Genomic DNA, 15,965 nt, shown 5'->3' with positions numbered 1-15,965 from the left:
TCTCAAGTTGATTGATTTAGCGGGACGATCACAGCATATGACCGACGCAATGAAAAATGACGAGAATCTTGTGTTTAAGACTAGAAATAATATAATGTAACAATGAATGCAATTATTACCTTTTTAGCCAAGCTTGGATTTTGGTCATTCGTCATACTGTTCACATCATTGGCGCTCGTTATTTCAGAGCTGCTGGTAGCGCTTCACAGTTATATACTGACCGGCGTATTTTTTGATGAGAACCTGTTTATTGTCGGATTTACCATCCCTGCTATTACCGGATTTATTGTTTTTGGATTAATAGCCTTCTTGTTGCGTCATCTTCGTGAAGTGGAAAGTGAAAAGAACAGGATAACGGTTCTTCAAAAAGATACGGAGACCAACCTTGATTATGCACAAAAACGCGCCCTTCGCTATCTGAATATTACCGGAACGTTGATCGTAGCACTGGATACCGACGCTAACATTCTCTTAGCTAACAATGAACTGTGTAAAGCTCTTGGATACGAATCGGAAAATGAGTTACTGGGTAAAAATTGGATAGAAGAAACTATTCCTATAGAAGATCAGGTATCGATCAAGGAATCGTGTGCAGATGTTATGCGCGGGAATATCGAACCTTACAGAACATATGAAACGAAACTGCTGCAAAAAGACGGAAGCATCAGACTTATTGAGTGGCATAATGAGCATGTCAAAGACAGTGATGGAAATATAGAAGGTATCTTGTCCTCGGGGACGGACATTACAAAATCAAGACATGATGAAGAAGAACTCAAAAAAAGCGAAAGTTATCAGCGTGCGCTTTTGGATAGTTTTCCGTTTCTTATTTGGCTAAAAGATACAAACAGCAATTTTTTAGCTGTAAATAAATCTTTTGCCAACGCAGCCGGGGTCAAAAGTACGTCAGAGCTCATCGGTAAAAATGATTTGGATTATTTTCCAAAAGATCTAGCAGATGCCTATCGTGCCGATGATAAAGAGGTTATGGCATCATTGCAAAAAAAAGAGTTAGAGGAGCTTATAGAAGGGCAAGGGGAAAGAAAGTGGTATCAGACCTATAAAGCCCCTATTTTGAACAAAGCCGGAACTCTTTTTGGAACAGTAGGCTTTGCCAGAGATATTACGCAGGATAAAGAATCGGAAGAAGAACTCAAACTTATGCAATATGCCCTTGATCAAGTAGATGAAGCAGTGTATTTGACCGATGAAAATGGATTTTTCAAATATGTGAACGATGGTTCCGTTCGTCAACTCGGCTATACAAAACAAGAGCTAAGATCAATGAGAATACCTGACATTGATCCTGAATTTCCTGAGTCTCGGCTGCCAATCCTTTGGAATGAGCTCAAACAAAAAGGTTCGAAAATAGTTTTTACGATGCATCAAAACAAAAACGGAACCGTCTTTCCAGTCGAAATCAATCTGACTTATATTAAATACAGGGGAAGCGGATATCTTCTTGCCTTTATTAGCGATATAACAGAACGCAAACGTTCAGAAGAGAAGCTTAAGCTCTCAGCAAGTGTATTTACCAATACGCATGAGGGTATTATTATTACAGATAAAGATAATATCATCATGGATGTAAATGAAGCATTTACGACTATAACGGGTTACTCACGCACCGACGTTCTCGGTAAAAAACCAAATATCCTTAAATCCGGTCGTAACGATCAAGCGTTTTACTCAAAACTTTGGGCAACTTTGCATAAAGAGGGTGTATGGAAAGGGGAGTTGTGGAATCGTAAAAAGGATGGAGAAGAATATGTTGAAAGTGCTACGATCAGCGTCGTTTATGATGATAACAAAGCGGTGCAAAACTATATTTCCATTTTCACGGATATAACACAACAAAAACTACAGCAGCTAGAACTTGAACGCAGTGCTCATTATGATGCTTTGACAAATCTACCCAACCGTATGCTGTTTGCCGATAGAATGAAACAGGCGATTTCTCAGGCAATTCGCAGAAAGCAGATGATAGCCGTCGCATACATCGATATCGATGGGTTTAAAGCGGTAAATGATACATACGGTCATACTATTGGAGATAAACTGCTTATTTTGTTGGCTGAAAAAATGACAAGTCTGCTTCGCCAAAGCGATACAGTTTCTCGCATAGGCGGGGATGAGTTTATAGCTTTGTTCGTTGATATTCAAGATGAAGAAAGTGTTGCTCCTTTTTTAACCAGACTTATAAATACTATAGCAGAGCCGGTCAGTATTGAAAATTGCCCTATCAATGTTTCAGCAAGTATTGGAGTTACATTGTATCCGCAAAAAGATAAATTGCAAGCCGATCAAATTATCAAACAGGCCGATCAAGCCATGTACAAAGCGAAAATGTCCGGTAAAAACAAATATATTATTTTAAATGAAACAAAAAAAACAGGAAGCTGAGTCTTGCATAAACGTATTTGTTTATAATAAAGGGAGGGTGTCTATGGTTATCTTACTTAAGCGCGCATATGAGACGCCGGAGCAAAATGACGGCTTTCGTATCCTTGTAGACAGAATCTGGCCAAGAGGGGTGTCCAAAGATTTTGCGCATATCGATTTTTGGGCTAAAGACGTCACGCCAAGTACGTCTCTTAGAAAATGGTTTTCGCATGATCCTTTAAAATGGGATGAGTTTAAAAGGCGTTATATCAACGAGCTCGACGATAATCCAAAAGCCGTAGAAGAGTTCATAAAATATCTGCAGCATGACAGAGTCACCTTTGTATTCGGTGCAAAAGACACGCTGCATACACATGCGATAATCTTAAAAGAGTATATAGAAAATAAAATCAATTGATGTTTTTTTAAATAGATACAAAGGAATAAAATATGTTCAGCTCAGGTTTTTTAGGTACGGCAGCACCGTTATATCTGGATATTGTTACCCTCTATTTTGCGATACTGCCGTTTTTGATGTTTTTGTGTATCTCGTTTGCGATCAAGAAAAAATATGACAGACATTTCATCTGTCAATCTATCCTTTTTGCAGTAACGCTGGTCGTCGTTGCGATATTTGAGGTCGGTATGAGAATGTCAGGCGGTATTATGGAGTTTATGAAGACGTCAGGTGTTTCTTACGGATTTATGATGACCTTTTTGATCGTACATGTGGGCATAGCTATTGTCAGTGTCGTATTGTGGTCGGCACTTATCTACAGTGCCGTAAAAAATTATAAAGTAGAGGCAAAAGGGGTGCCGGCATCACATCCCAGAATCGGACGGTACGTCTTTTTGGGAATGACGGTAAGCTCTTCAATGGGAATCGTTATCTACTATCTGCTTTTTATATATTAGCGGATAAAGAGTTTCGCAGATCAGTCGTCTCCGAACTCTTTTTCCAGCTGCTTCTGGTACGCTTCATCTTTCTCTTTTTTAAGCTGTGCTTTTGTCAAAACCGCTTCATGGAGAAATTCACCGAAGAAAGTTTTAGGCTGTTCGTAAGCCAAAAAGACGTAAGTTCCCACGATAAGTCCAAGCATCGCTAAAGCAGTGATCACTTTTTGCAGTGGATTGAAAGTCTGCACAGGATCCTTTTTGCGCAGTTCGCATACCCCTCCGGGACAATATTCCGCATTCTTTCTTGTGATGACTTTGTATATCATACAGCCTACACATATGGAAAAAGCGCTTTCCAAGAACATCAACGAAGCGCAGAGCACACAGATCAGGACTTTATAAAAAGTGATCTCCCAGTGAAGAACGAACCACCAGACCATGGGCAGCGAGATAAACCAGCCTATGGTCCATGCAAAGCGTTTTTGCAATCCGCCTACATATTCAGGTTTTTGATTTTGTACGAAAAATCTTCCCAAAAGCAAAGAGGGAACATATTTTGGACTTATCATTCTTAGCGTAAAGTCGACCCACAAAAATGCCAGATATATCCTTGCTACCATCGTATGGTTGAATCCTATACCGACAAAGATAATGATGGTCCCCATTACTCCGAGTATTCCTGCTGCAGCTCTGGCTTCTCTCTCGTTTACGACTGTAATGTCATACCCGGGAACCTTTTCTCCATAATCCCATAAAAAACTTTGTAAGCTCAAAAATATCCTTTTGTTACTTTATTATCTCGTCTATTTTGTTTAAAGAAGCTTATATGCTTCTCGTAAAGGCTCTTGTTTTGGATTCTATTTTATCTTTAATAAGAAAGAACCCAAAACAAGAGATCATAGATCTGCAAACAGATCAGACATATAGCATATCGTCTGTTTTTATACTTCCGGCATTGACGGCTTTTATAAATATACCTCTGTCGTCTTTTAGAAGCTTAGGCAGTTTAGGATCGATTTTAGAGAGTCCGTTGCATAAGGTGCAGTGCTGGGTTATCTCAAAAACAAGATCGCCGATTTTGAATGTTTCACCAAGATCCATATCTTTTATGTTTCCGTCTATGAGTATATTTTCTCCCAAAGCGCCGTAATCGATATCTATGCCGGCATCTTTTGCCAGTCTGTATGCATCAAGAGATGTTACTAGTATCGCACGGCAGATATCTTTGCCGTAAAACTTGTCACCGAGTACACCGCTGTCGTCCAAGATCAGCTCATTTTTGTTCAATCTGGAAGGTTCAGAAGCCCTGGAGATATATAAACTCACCACTTTGGCCAAAGTATTCGTTGTCGTTAACATTTATTTTTTCTCTTTATGTCCGATTTTGCCGACATAATCTTCAAAATCGATGGTTTTGAAAAGATTGCCGCTTATATATTGGAGCAGGAGAATGAATCTGTTTTTATCGATCACTCCCGGCTGAGCATAAACGATCTTTTCGTTCTTATCAAAAAAGATCGAAGTCGGATACATGTCGTATCCTATAAGCCTTGCAAACTCTTTACCGTTGCCTTTGAAACTCTTGTATACAACATGATCTTTGTCTAAGATATCAATGTGCTCATAGATGAACTTATTGCCTAAAATCTTTTTTACTTCATCATCATTTATTGTAAAGGTAAGCATCTCTTCACAGTACACACAATCTTTTCTATGCAGATAGAGAAAGAGATGTTTATGGGACTGATTTGCTTTTTTTACGATATCGTCAATATTGATATCTCTTGAAAAAAGTGATAGATGAAGTGTTGTTAGAAGCAAAAAAGCTTTGAATATTGATTTATACAAGTTTCTACCTCTGTTAATGGTGAAGAGATACGAAAACCGCAGTTTCCGTATCTTTTTTGTTATTTGATCTTTTCAGTCTTTGTGACCGTATTGCCTTTTAGGTCAACCCAGCTCATTACCAGTTCGTCACCTTTTTTTGCACCTTTAAAAGCGAATTTAAAGATAGGGTTTTTTGATAAGAATTGACTTGTAGACGCTTCGAACACTACTTTGCCGTTCACTTTTGCATCGATATGAGTAATGAAGTTCGCATTGTTTCTGTCGCCTGTTTTTTTCTTTGCTACATCGTATGTCATCATTTCATGTTTAGCCAGAGCTTTAACGTCAATAACATCACCTTTTAGTTTTGCTTTAATTTTCATAAATATTCCTTTATCTTTATAGTTTTCATATTTGCTGTAAAGGCGGATCAGCCTTCACAACCGCCAAGAGCAACACTAAGTGTTTTGCTGGTTGAATAAAGATTTCCGTCTTTGCCTTCAACGACTACAGTAATAGTTCCACTTTTTTTCATTTTCATTTTGATCGAATAATCGATAACGCTATCTGGATAGATTGTATAAACTATGACGGCGCTTTCAGGGTTGACGTTTTGGAATACTGCAACAGTTTTTGCATCGATATCCGTTTTAAAACTTACAGGGATCTGACCGCCGTTGCTTGCAACATCGGGAGTAGTAAGTTTTACTGCATCGCTTTTAGTTGCATTTTTTCCGTATAACTTTGCGATAGCGTCTTCAACAGTTTTTGCTGTCCATACATCCGGTTTAGATTTTCTGAAATCCTCAGCACTAAGAGTTGCAGGTACGGTAGCGGCAACAGCAGCCAAAGCACCTAGACTTAAAAATTTTCTTCTTTGCATTCTTTTTCCTTTTTTTTGATTTACTTGCTGGCGTTAACCATATAGTCGACTACAGCTTCAAACTCTTTGTCCGACAAACTTGTTCCGCCTTTTGGAGGCATACCGTTGATACCGTTGATACCGTTTTTATAAACTTCTTTTATACCTTTGACCAAGAAAGGTGCCCACTCTTTTTTATTACCGAATACCGGTGCTCCCATTCCGTCTGCACCATGACACATTTTACAAGACTCTTCATAGGCTTTTTTAGCTGCCGCGTTTGCGTCGCCTTTACTCTCCTGTGCAGGCAAATCTCTTGCGACTGACATAGGCGGTAAAAAGTCTTTCGTCTCTATTTTAATATGAGTAACTTTATTATCACCTTTAATACAATCTTTCATACAGCGGTTGGCAACAGTTTGTGCACCGATATTTTTCGGATCGTTAAAGAACGCGCGAGCGTTGTCCGTTCCATGCGGTCCGTCGATCTTAGGCACGAAACCGTCCTGATTAGGCATAACGATCTTCATAAACTTTTCTCTGTCTAAAACATAATCGTCATCAACAGGCTTGCCGTCGATCTTCATTTCGTTTATATTTAAGATATAAGCTACAAGAGCATACACTTCATCATCGGTCAAGCTTTTTGGAGCCGGATGAGGCATACCCTCTTTAATGTACCACCAAAGAGTGCTTGCCTGCGGCCAGTATGTTCCAAAAACACGCTGCGGACCTTCCATTCCAGGTTCGGTTCTTTGGTTTTTAAGTGTTTTTTGCCCTTTGTAAGCATTTCCTTTAGCAAGAGCGGGATATCCGCCTCCGCCTGAGCCGAAATCTCCATGGCACATAACACATTTTGCATCATAAAGATCACTTCCGTCAGAAACCGACCCGCTTCCTTCAGGAGGAGGGGCAAACGGAGTCACGGATGTTGCCCATGCGTCCAACTCGTTTTTAGTCGGTTTGCGTCCGTAAGTGTATCCGCCTTTTAAAGTATCCGTATTGACACGGTATACAGAAGTCTCGCCGTTTACGACAGGATATGTGACCCCGCCGTCAATAACAGCTTTTCCGTTTGCGTATACATGCGACACGCTTGCATTTGCGGCAGTATTCGAGCTAGGAGCCGCTTCTCCAAAACAAGCTGTCAATCCGATTGACACTGCAGCAATAAGTGAGATTGATGCTAACGATTTACGATCTAATTTGAACATTGTTTACCTCCCCGTTTGCCGTTACTTCCCAAGTAGCGATACTGTTTCTATGATAAACCGATTCGACACCCATATAGGCTACTTCTTGAGCAATAGTAGGCTGCATACGTCCGGCATCGTCCATAGCGCGGCTTCCGATAACAAGAGGTTTTCCTTCGTATCTGTACATGAAGCTGAATCTTGTCCAGGCTTTTGGAAGAACCAAACCTTTTAGTTTTGCAGGAGTCCAGTTCTTACAGCCGTCAAATGTGATATCAACACCTGTTATCGTGCCGTATCCGCTCCAAGCCAAACCTTCGATCTCGACAAGATCGCCGACTTTCAGATCGGTCCACGGTTTTTCAGGACATGGCGAAGTGATGACCGAATTCACTTCATTTGCGTAGAAGTGTTGAACAGCTTTTCCGCTTGGTTTAAGCGCCGTATATTTTGCCGTTTCCTCTTTACAGTAGAACGGTTCAGAGGAGAACTCTAAGCGTTTTAGCCATTTGACACACATGTTGCCTTCCCAGCCAGGAAGAAGCAAACGTACGGGATACCCTTGTTCCGGACGAAGCGCTTCGCCGTTTTGTCCCCATACTATCATCGCATCGTCAAGTACTTTGTCTATCGGTACGGTACGTCCCATTTCCGAGTTGTCCGATCCCTCTGCAAGCATCCATTGCGCTTCGGGTTTAAGTCCGAGATCTTCAAGGATGGTTTTGATGTAAACACCGGTCCATTGCGCACAGCTCATCATACCTTTTGCGAATTGGATAGAGTTGAATTGAGGCCCTCTCCACTCCGGTCCGCCGTTTGCAGGACATTCGATAAAGTGAATACGGCTGACGCTCGGATATCGTTTAAGCTGGTCCAGAGTAAGAACTAAAGGTTTCTCGACAAGACCGTGAATCATCAAACGAAATTCATTTGGATCTACATGGGCAACACCGCCGTGAGCTCTGCTGAAGAACAAGCCGTTTGGAGTTATTATGCCTTCTGATTCATGAATAGGACACATAGCGATTGAAGCATACCAGTTACCCGAAGATAATAGCTTTGTGTTCCTTCTGATGTTGTTGTGCTCATACTCGGATGGCATTCCGTAACGATTTTTTGTAACGGGATCGCCAAACTTTATACCCCAAGGTACATCGTTTATGATTGCCGGATCATCAGCCAGTGCTTTCGTGCCTGCAAATATGCTGGTTCCAGCAAGAGCAGTAGCGGAAAGCGCTGCCGATTTTCTAAAGAAATCTCGTCTATCTAATGTATGCTGCATATCATTAGATAAAGATTCTTGATTTTCTTGAGAATTTATATCTTTCATGTTTCTTCCTTTATAAGCTTCTAGATATAACCAATTCAGTCAAAAGTGATAACTAAAGAGTTGAACCACTATCTAAAACGCAATATGATTGTCGGTTTTATGTAACTTATTTGTTTGTATCACAATTATATCACATCAAATGATACAATAATTTGAATATTTATGTGATAAATTTTTGAGATTTCAAAAAGTTTTGTTACTAAACAACACATTAGTAAAACTTATTCAATTTAAAGCATATTGTTTATTGATTTTTTTTATTAATTATAGTTTTTATTGTCTACTATCCCGAGGATGATATAAGTATTGTTTATATTATCTATAAAAAAAGGTATGGTAAATCCTTGGTTTTCTATATCTTTGATATTCTCATCGTCAAAGTAGATAGACTGCTTGTATTTCTTTACTTTTGTCGGCATATTTATGATTATCGTGTCGAGATAAAGTTTAAAACTTTTTGCAGCCTGTATATCACTGCCGAAATAAGAGTCGAGTATGGCTTTTAATTGCTCCTCGTACAGTTGTGAACTAAGTATCTTCATTTTTTGTCTCCGTAAGCCAGCCATTGGTTTGTTCTTTTTATGGTTTGGACATATGGAGTGAACTCCGATTTTCCTTCGGTATAGTTTTTCAACTCTCTTTGCAGTTTCTTCTGCATATCGAGAAAAAATTTGTTTTGGGGTGTTTCTTGATCTTTATTTTGCATAGTGTTCTTTTATGTCAGTGTAGTCGGGAGATAGTGAAATTAATCACTATCTGCGTCAGCTTTTTTTTCTGAAGGTTTTAAATTTTGGATCTTTGCCGGTGTTTCTTTGGAAATAGCGCTTATCTTCTTCTTGACAAGACCGATAGCCGCTTCCGCATCGTCCGCCATCTGGAGGTCGTCGTTGTTGTTTACGTAATTCGTAAGCTGATACATCTGAAACGGCTGTCCGTATTCATATACGATCTCTCCGCCGTCTTTGCCTTGTAAAAATACGGTACCCGTTGCCCCAAGCAGTAAAAGAACGGCTAAGGCTTCAAGCCCGAACTTTTTCAATTTACATCCGAGCAGTTTTAAGAGTGCAATGACACCCATCGCTATAGCAAGGTACCCTCCAAGCGCTTTATGCTCTAAAAGCTCTTTTTTTCCTTCGGGACTTAGATAGTCATAGATCAGCGGTCCCGCATGTGTCCCGGTATACCAGACTCCAATGACGGCTAAAGCCGCTATCAGCGTAGCGCGGGAAGATATCTTTGACATTCCTTCTGTTTTGGTAAAAAGATAGATGACTCCGAATACCGAAGCGACAAGCGGCAGAATGATTGCAAAGTGTACAGTTGCTGGATGTAACATCATAAATAACTCCTACGTCGTTTATTTTAAGTTTCAGGATATTATATGACAAAAAAATATGAGATAACTTAATCTTATTTTTAATCTTTTTTATCAATCACATTTTTAGCTGATTTGATAGCATTCTCCAGTGCCGATCTTGCTACGCCCCAGGCTTGGATACCCATTCTTTTGGCTTCTTGTGCTCGTCCCGATTTTAAGACTTTCGAACCTCTTTGAATAGCATCTTTTTTAATGGCGCTGAATTTGTCTTTCATAACCTCCACGGTCTCTTTTGAGATATGGACAAGCTCTTCGAGGTCGTATTTCATGCTGCTTGCGACCTCTTCGATTATCTTTTTCGTTTGGATCGAGTTTGCAAAAGAGATACTGCTGAGGACTTGAGTGAAAACGGCGTCGGTATGGATCAGTTCATCGTAGGTGTTGTCGTAATCGCTTATAAGAATAGCTTTGACCTCGTCGGGCATATAAAGCAGCTGCTGTTTAAATCGATAGATCGATTTGATCAGGCCCGATTTCGTTCCCATGAGAGTCGATTTGAGTATGATACCTGCCTGATTCGGTGTTGCTTCAGCTACATCTACGGCCGTTTGGATTATATTGGAAAGTATTTTTCTGATCCTTATACTGTTTAAGGGGCCTTCGTTTATGGTTTCGTATGTTATCTCTTTTATGACCTCTTCAATGGTGTCTTCGGTATCGTTGTCGTTCTTTTCCAAAGCAGTGAGTATCGCGGATTCTACCATTTCGTTAAGCATGTCAAAAAGATCGATCGACTGCAGTTTTATCTGATGAAGTTTTGATATGGTCTGTTTGGGTGCACCGTTTAAGGCTTCCTCGATACTGTTAAACAGATCATGTTTGGAAGTTTGAAGCTCGTGCGATTTTTTATCTATGCGTCTTTGTATCTGCTCTTTTTTTGCAAGCAGTTCCTCTACTTCGTCATGCAGATACAGTGTTTCGGTATCGATCACCGTGGAGGTGATGATCTTGAGTTCATGCAGAGTCAGTTTCTTTGCATCGATGTTCCATTCCTGTTCTACATGTTCTAAAAGTTTTTGGATGCGTTCTTGCAGCGATGAACTTTCTATGTTTTTATAACTGGCTTTGATGTCTCTTTCAAACTGTTCGATGTTCATACCCGTTCCTTATTCTATATTTATAAGACCATCTTGATATGCTGATGATTTTTTAATGCTTCATATATAAAAGTCCTCTCATCTTCGTTGTTGATAACAAGATCGAGGTTCATACTGACATACTTTCCTTTTTTGCTTGTATTTGAGAGTTTAAGGATATGCGGCTTTTCCAAAATGATCTCCTTGACTGCTATTTGGATATGCTCCTCATGCTCTCCGATCACTTTATAACACCAGCTGCAAGGGTATTCAAGGACAAGTTTTTCCTTGCTATCGTTTATAATTTCCACTTTTTCCTCCCTCTTTGGATTCAAGCTGGACATTTTTTATCACCATCCCTTTGTCGATAGCCTTGACCATATCGTAGATCGTCAAAAGGCCGATGCTCACACCCGTAAGGGCTTCCATCTCCACACCTGTTTGTCCTGTCAGTTTTGCGGTAAGTATCAGTTTAAATCCCGGAAGCTGCGGCAGTTCTTCGACGTCGCAGTTTATTCCGCTTAGATTGAGAGGGTGACACATAGGGATGAGATCGCTTGTTTTTTTCGTTCCCATGATGGCGGCGATCACCGCAGTTTGTAAGACGGGACCTTTTTTCGCTTTTTCATTCACTATGGCGTCATAAGCATCTTGGCTCATCTGTATGATCCCGCTTGCGACGGCGATCCTTGTAGTTTGGTTTTTATCCGAAACGTCGACCATTTTCGGTCTGTCTTTTTCATCTAGGTGCGTTAAGTTCATTTTTTTTCTTTTCGTTTTTTAATATTATAGCAGACGGGATATTAATAAATAAAAACTTATTTTAGAAGCATATACAATTTATTTTCTATATCCGCCAAAATTTTACTAACCTCTGATTTTTTATCTAAAGAAATGGAAATAAAATCGAGGGTTATGGGTTCGCTTGTAAAGAGTTGTGTATAGTTATTTGTTCTATAAAACTCCTTTATTCTCTCTTTTACAGATTCGCTTATGTCGTTTTTTGCAATGGCGACATAGTGATTCGAGGTAAAATAATATATTTTCAAAGTATCGTTTTGCAATTCTTCTTGAAATGAGCTCAGGAGTTTCTTGGCGATAGTCTGGTAGATGTCATGTAAATTGACCGCTCCAAATCGTTGAATGAACTTTTCAATATGTTTGAGCCCGAAACAGATGATGGTGTATTCATCTTCGTTATCCATGTTTATAAGGGGACGGATATCTTTTACAAAAGATTCTCTGGTAAACAGACCTGTAAAATTGCTGTTGTTGATATTTTTCAATTTATCGAGTTCTACGCTCATCTCTTCAACGTTGAAAAAACATAAGAGTGTCTTGTTTGTTCCCTGTACGGACGTTACGTTGATGGTGTACCTTTGTGTTTTTTCTGTATCTCCCATTATTAACGTTCTTGTTGAGCCGTTATCTTTTCTTAATATATCGGAAATCGTCAGGTTGTCCGATGATGAGAGATCTTTGTCTTTAAAGATGGTTTTTAAAGGAAACTCTTTAAGGCTGTTTTTAGAGTCTTTGATTCGAAAATACTCTATAAATTTTGCATTTGCATATAAAATATCGGGTCCGTCTAAAATAATGACAGGTAAGGAGAGCTTTTCTAAAAGAATATCCTTTATCTTCAATTCTTCGGACAACTGATGTTCAAGAGCGGCTTTTTTCTTTTCGTTATGGAGGTTTACCACTATTTTAGAGATGGTCACAAAAAATTTTTTTATGTCCAGAGGTTTCATTATGAACTTATCCACGCCTATTTCGATCATCTCGATCAAATATTTCGAGTCGTTGTATGCAGACGTGATGATGATCGTCTGGTTGTCATTTATCTTTTTGATCTCTTTGGTCATTTCGATACCGTTCATTTCCGGCATCGTGATATCGGTGACGACTATGTCATATGGCTTTTTTTTATAAAGCTCCAGTCCCTCTTTTCCGTTTTGTGCAGTATCGACGTGTGAAAAGATCTTTTGCAACAACTTTTTTACTTCAGACGATATCAACAGATCGTCTTCGACATAAAGGAGATGGATGTCTTTGGCTATTTTTTGCAGGTTCAATATTAAGTTTTTTGTCATTTATGATTCCTCATTGATCGGAAGTTGAATGGTAAATTCGCATCCGTTCTTAATATTTTTCACGAATATATCGCCGTTTAGGTGTTCGTCTACAATGATTTTAGACATATACAGACCAAGACCGCTGCCGTTCTTTTCTTTTTTTGTTGAAAAATACGGTTCAAATATCCTTTGTAGAATATCGTCATTTATTCCTCCGGCATTATCTTTTAGCTTTATTTTTATGGATTCGTTGTTTTTTTCACACTTTATCGTGATGGACGGCTTGTCTGTTTTTTTGTCTTCAAATGCGTCTTTAGAGTTTGAGATTATGTTCAGCAGAACTTGGATCAACTCATTTTTAAACGTATATATAGAGATATCGCATGTGCCCGATATCTTTATCGATATCTCTTTTTTCTTCAGCTGTTTTTCTACCAGAGAAACGGTCTTTTCAATGAGTTCATTGATGCTGAAACTCTCTTTCATCTTACTTTCTTTAAAAAAATCTCTAAAATCATCAATGGTGTGAGACAGATACTCGACCTGCTTGTTGATGTTTTGCAGTTCTATCATCAACTCGTCAGTATTGAGTTCATTTAGGACCAGATCCAGTTCTATATTGTTTGCTATCATACCTATGGCAGTTATCGGCTGGCGCCATTGGTGAGCTATCATTTCTATCATTTCGCCCATTATGGCTTGTTTTGATTTGAGTATCAGCATCTGCTCATGCTGTCTTATCTTTTGTACGGCTTCTTGGATCTTTTTTTCCAAATCTTCGTTAAACTCTTCAAGTTTTTGGACTCCGTTACAGGCGCTTACGGCAATATTTATCTTGTTTTGAAAATTACCGAAAACAGATGCTATGGTTTCTATGTCTTTTCTTTTTTTGTCATATGAAAAAATAAAATAACTGTGTTTAAGGGGGAGTATTACTGCTTTTGTATCGTCAAGTTCTTCAACGATATATTTTTTATTCAGCATTTTTGATTTTGAAAAACGAACCATAATATCTTTTCCCAGATGTACGGAAGGTTTTTTATCTTCGAATCTTTTATAAAAAGAACCTGATAGCGCATTTGTCTTACGGGTAAAGGTTATGATGATCTCAGAGACCATTGTATCCAGATCAAGTGTATTACCGATAGAGTTTAAACAATCATATGCCATATTTAATTGTTTTATCGACATGCCTCACCTGCAAATGAATTTTAATAAGTATACATAAATTATATCAAAAAGCGTATCTTAGGCGCTTTCAATATAATTGATATCCGGACGGCCGATATAATATCCCTGTACGGCATCCACATCTAATTTTTTAAGTATGTCGTATATCTCTTTTGTGCTCACATGTTCTGCAATAACCTCTATGTTCAGTTTATGTGCAAAACCGATGATAGTCTGTACTAAAGTGAAAGCGGCTTTGTCGTTGACAATATTGACGATCAGGTTGCCGTCTAGTTTGATATAGTCCGGATTGATCTTTAAGATATATAAAAAGTTGGAATATCCGGTTCCAAAATCGTCAATGGCCACCTTTACACCATGTGCTTTGAATCTTTTTAAAAAAGATTCCAGTATATCCATATCCTCTATAAGATCACTTTCTACTATTTCAAAGATCAGTCTTTGCCCTATTTTGTTTTTTATGATTTTTTCTTCGAGTTTGTTCATAAAATCGTTGTTTTTTATATCTTGGTAGGTAAGGTTTATAGAAAATATATTTTTGCTCTTTGTGATTTCATCAAGAGCTTTACATACGAGTATCTGTGATATCTGATTATAGTAGCTGTGTTCTTTGGCGACGGACATAAACTTGTCAGGTGATAAAAGTTCATTATTATCATGTTTTATTCTCATTAGGACTTCATAGTTAAGTTGATCACTTTTTGTTTGAATAGGCTGGTATACAGGGATAATAAGATTGTTTTCAATACTTTTTTGCAAGATATTTTTTGTTTTAATTATGTTATACATCTGTGAGTTTACCTGATGATCGTCGTCGTAAAAAGCATATTTAAGATGATGTTTTTTTGCGTATAAAAGAGCCTGACTGAGCTTTTCAAGGATCCTCTCCGTACTGTTTACGATTCCCATCGTGACTGTTATATTAATATCTTTTACTCCTATAATGCTAAATCTTTTCGATTCTATATGTGTAGTTAAAAACTGTGCATCTTTTCTTATCTTTTCATCATCTTCTTGATCTTTATACAACAAAATAAATTCATCCGCAGACATTCTAAAAACATCATATTGAGAACTTGTCTCACAGGTATTTAACAGTATGACAAATTGAGAAAGAAGATCGTTTCCGTGTAGATACGAGTAGTAATTGTTTATGAGTTTGAAATCATTTATATTGATAAGAATAGCAGATTTGGGTACATTTTTTTTTTGCAAAACATCATGAAGGTATTTTTGATTAAATGCAGAGGTCAGCGTATCTTGATAGTAAATTCTTTTATTATTGTCTTTGTTTTTATCTATTTGGTATTTTAATTCATTGTAGTGGTGATGCATCATTTTATCTGCATGTATTTTTTTGACTTTTACAAGAAGCGTATGAAGAAATTTAGTTTGATCTATGGGTTTTGAGATGAATCCCGATATGCCGAGATCGATTAATTTGAGAAGTTCGTTCTCATTTTTATATGCGGAAATGATGATAATGGATTGTTCTGTATTTTCTTTTATCAGTTTTCTGCTTAGTTCTATCCCATCCATATTTTTCATCATAATGTCCATCAAGACAAGATCATATTTTTTTTCTTTATGCATTCGCAGGGCTTCGATACTGTCGTCTATGGTGTCTAAATCATTGAAAACTCTTCGAAGCATCTTGCTTATCTGCCCCATAACGACGGGATCGTCTTCGACATATAATACGCTTAGAGAGTTGCCTAAAACAGAGAGCTGTTTTACCATATCAATATTCAATA

General features: G+C 38.3%; 19 protein-coding genes. 3 read left to right on the top strand and 16 right to left on the bottom strand.

What is annotated here, in order from left to right; all coding sequences use genetic code 11:
- Positions 1–102: 102 nt before the first annotated feature.
- The 3 genes from WCY03_RS10905 to WCY03_RS10895 are packed head-to-tail and all read left to right on the top strand — an operon-like array spanning position 103 to position 3,297.
- Positions 103–2,403 carry a PAS domain S-box protein gene (locus WCY03_RS10905; RefSeq protein ID WP_345992851.1) on the top strand — a complete coding sequence of 767 codons (2,301 nt, stop codon included), beginning with the start codon at positions 103–105 and terminating at the stop codon, positions 2,401–2,403.
- A 43-nt stretch (positions 2,404–2,446) separates the two neighbouring features.
- Positions 2,447–2,800, top strand: a complete 354-nt coding sequence (locus tag WCY03_RS10900) for a DUF488 family protein (RefSeq protein ID WP_345992850.1) — start codon at positions 2,447–2,449, stop codon at positions 2,798–2,800.
- Between the two features lie 32 nt (positions 2,801–2,832).
- Positions 2,833–3,297 carry a DUF420 domain-containing protein gene (locus WCY03_RS10895; RefSeq protein WP_345992849.1) on the top strand — a complete coding sequence of 155 codons (465 nt, stop codon included), beginning with the start codon at positions 2,833–2,835 and terminating at the stop codon, positions 3,295–3,297.
- Between the two features lie 20 nt (positions 3,298–3,317).
- Here the strand turns inward: WCY03_RS10895 and WCY03_RS10890 are convergent, their stop codons facing one another.
- The 16 genes from WCY03_RS10890 to WCY03_RS10815 form a co-directional block, all read right to left on the bottom strand.
- On the bottom strand, positions 3,318–4,052 hold the full coding sequence (locus tag WCY03_RS10890; protein WP_345992848.1) for a DUF4395 domain-containing protein: 735 nt from the start codon (positions 4,050–4,052) through the stop codon (positions 3,318–3,320).
- A 142-nt stretch (positions 4,053–4,194) separates the two neighbouring features.
- A complete protein-coding gene (locus tag WCY03_RS10885) occupies positions 4,195–4,638 on the bottom strand; it encodes an MOSC domain-containing protein (RefSeq protein ID WP_345992847.1) in 444 nt (147 codons plus the stop codon).
- Entirely contained in the window at positions 4,639–5,127 is a 489-nt protein-coding gene (locus WCY03_RS10880; RefSeq protein WP_345992846.1) for a thioredoxin fold domain-containing protein, read from the bottom strand.
- Between the two features lie 59 nt (positions 5,128–5,186).
- Complete coding sequence (soxZ, locus tag WCY03_RS10875; protein WP_345992845.1) at positions 5,187–5,489, bottom strand: thiosulfate oxidation carrier complex protein SoxZ; 303 nt, start codon at positions 5,487–5,489, stop codon at positions 5,187–5,189.
- 47 nt (positions 5,490–5,536) lie between these two features.
- Positions 5,537–5,989 carry a thiosulfate oxidation carrier protein SoxY gene (locus WCY03_RS10870; protein WP_345992844.1) on the bottom strand — a complete coding sequence of 151 codons (453 nt, stop codon included), beginning with the start codon at positions 5,987–5,989 and terminating at the stop codon, positions 5,537–5,539.
- 20 nt (positions 5,990–6,009) lie between these two features.
- Positions 6,010–7,182 carry a c-type cytochrome gene (locus WCY03_RS10865; protein ID WP_345992843.1) on the bottom strand — a complete coding sequence of 391 codons (1,173 nt, stop codon included), beginning with the start codon at positions 7,180–7,182 and terminating at the stop codon, positions 6,010–6,012.
- Positions 7,163–8,491 carry a sulfite dehydrogenase gene (soxC, locus tag WCY03_RS10860; protein WP_345992842.1) on the bottom strand — a complete coding sequence of 443 codons (1,329 nt, stop codon included), beginning with the start codon at positions 8,489–8,491 and terminating at the stop codon, positions 7,163–7,165. Before soxC ends, WCY03_RS10865 begins: the two co-directional genes overlap by 20 nt.
- A gap of 260 nt (positions 8,492–8,751) precedes the next feature.
- The gene (locus WCY03_RS10855; protein ID WP_345992841.1) at positions 8,752–9,033 is read right to left on the bottom strand and encodes a hypothetical protein; all 282 of its coding nucleotides are present in this window, start codon (positions 9,031–9,033) and stop codon (positions 8,752–8,754) included.
- Positions 9,030–9,197, bottom strand: coding sequence for a hypothetical protein (locus tag WCY03_RS10850; protein ID WP_345992840.1), 168 nt, complete (start codon positions 9,195–9,197; stop codon positions 9,030–9,032). The genes WCY03_RS10855 and WCY03_RS10850 overlap by 4 nt, the downstream gene beginning before the upstream one ends.
- A gap of 39 nt (positions 9,198–9,236) precedes the next feature.
- Positions 9,237–9,830 carry a DUF2231 domain-containing protein gene (locus WCY03_RS10845; protein WP_345992839.1) on the bottom strand — a complete coding sequence of 198 codons (594 nt, stop codon included), beginning with the start codon at positions 9,828–9,830 and terminating at the stop codon, positions 9,237–9,239.
- Positions 9,831–9,907: 77 nt separating this feature from the next.
- Positions 9,908–10,966, bottom strand: coding sequence for a hypothetical protein (locus WCY03_RS10840; RefSeq protein WP_345992838.1), 1,059 nt, complete (start codon positions 10,964–10,966; stop codon positions 9,908–9,910).
- 20 nt (positions 10,967–10,986) lie between these two features.
- Positions 10,987–11,256, bottom strand: coding sequence for a DUF493 domain-containing protein (locus WCY03_RS10835; RefSeq protein WP_345992837.1), 270 nt, complete (start codon positions 11,254–11,256; stop codon positions 10,987–10,989).
- Positions 11,237–11,707 (bottom strand): cyclic pyranopterin monophosphate synthase MoaC, encoded by a 471-nt coding sequence (gene moaC / locus WCY03_RS10830; RefSeq protein WP_345992836.1) that lies wholly within the window; start codon positions 11,705–11,707, stop codon positions 11,237–11,239. The genes WCY03_RS10835 and moaC overlap by 20 nt, the downstream gene beginning before the upstream one ends.
- Before the next feature lie 56 nt (positions 11,708–11,763).
- A complete protein-coding gene (locus tag WCY03_RS10825) occupies positions 11,764–13,038 on the bottom strand; it encodes a response regulator (RefSeq protein ID WP_345992835.1) in 1,275 nt (424 codons plus the stop codon).
- A complete protein-coding gene (locus WCY03_RS10820; protein ID WP_345992834.1) occupies positions 13,039–14,211 on the bottom strand; it encodes a HAMP domain-containing sensor histidine kinase in 1,173 nt (390 codons plus the stop codon).
- Between the two features lie 57 nt (positions 14,212–14,268).
- Positions 14,269–15,963 carry an EAL domain-containing protein gene (locus WCY03_RS10815; RefSeq protein ID WP_345992833.1) on the bottom strand — a complete coding sequence of 565 codons (1,695 nt, stop codon included), beginning with the start codon at positions 15,961–15,963 and terminating at the stop codon, positions 14,269–14,271.
- Positions 15,964–15,965 lie beyond the last annotated feature (2 nt).

Origin of the sequence: Sulfurimonas sp. HSL-1716 (genome assembly GCF_039645975.1) — a bacterium.
GTDB classification, from domain to species: Bacteria; Campylobacterota; Campylobacteria; order Campylobacterales; family Sulfurimonadaceae; genus Hydrocurvibacter; species Hydrocurvibacter sulfurireducens.
Note: the sequence above shows the minus strand (reverse complement) of the source record. Positions and strands in the feature narration are given on the sequence as shown.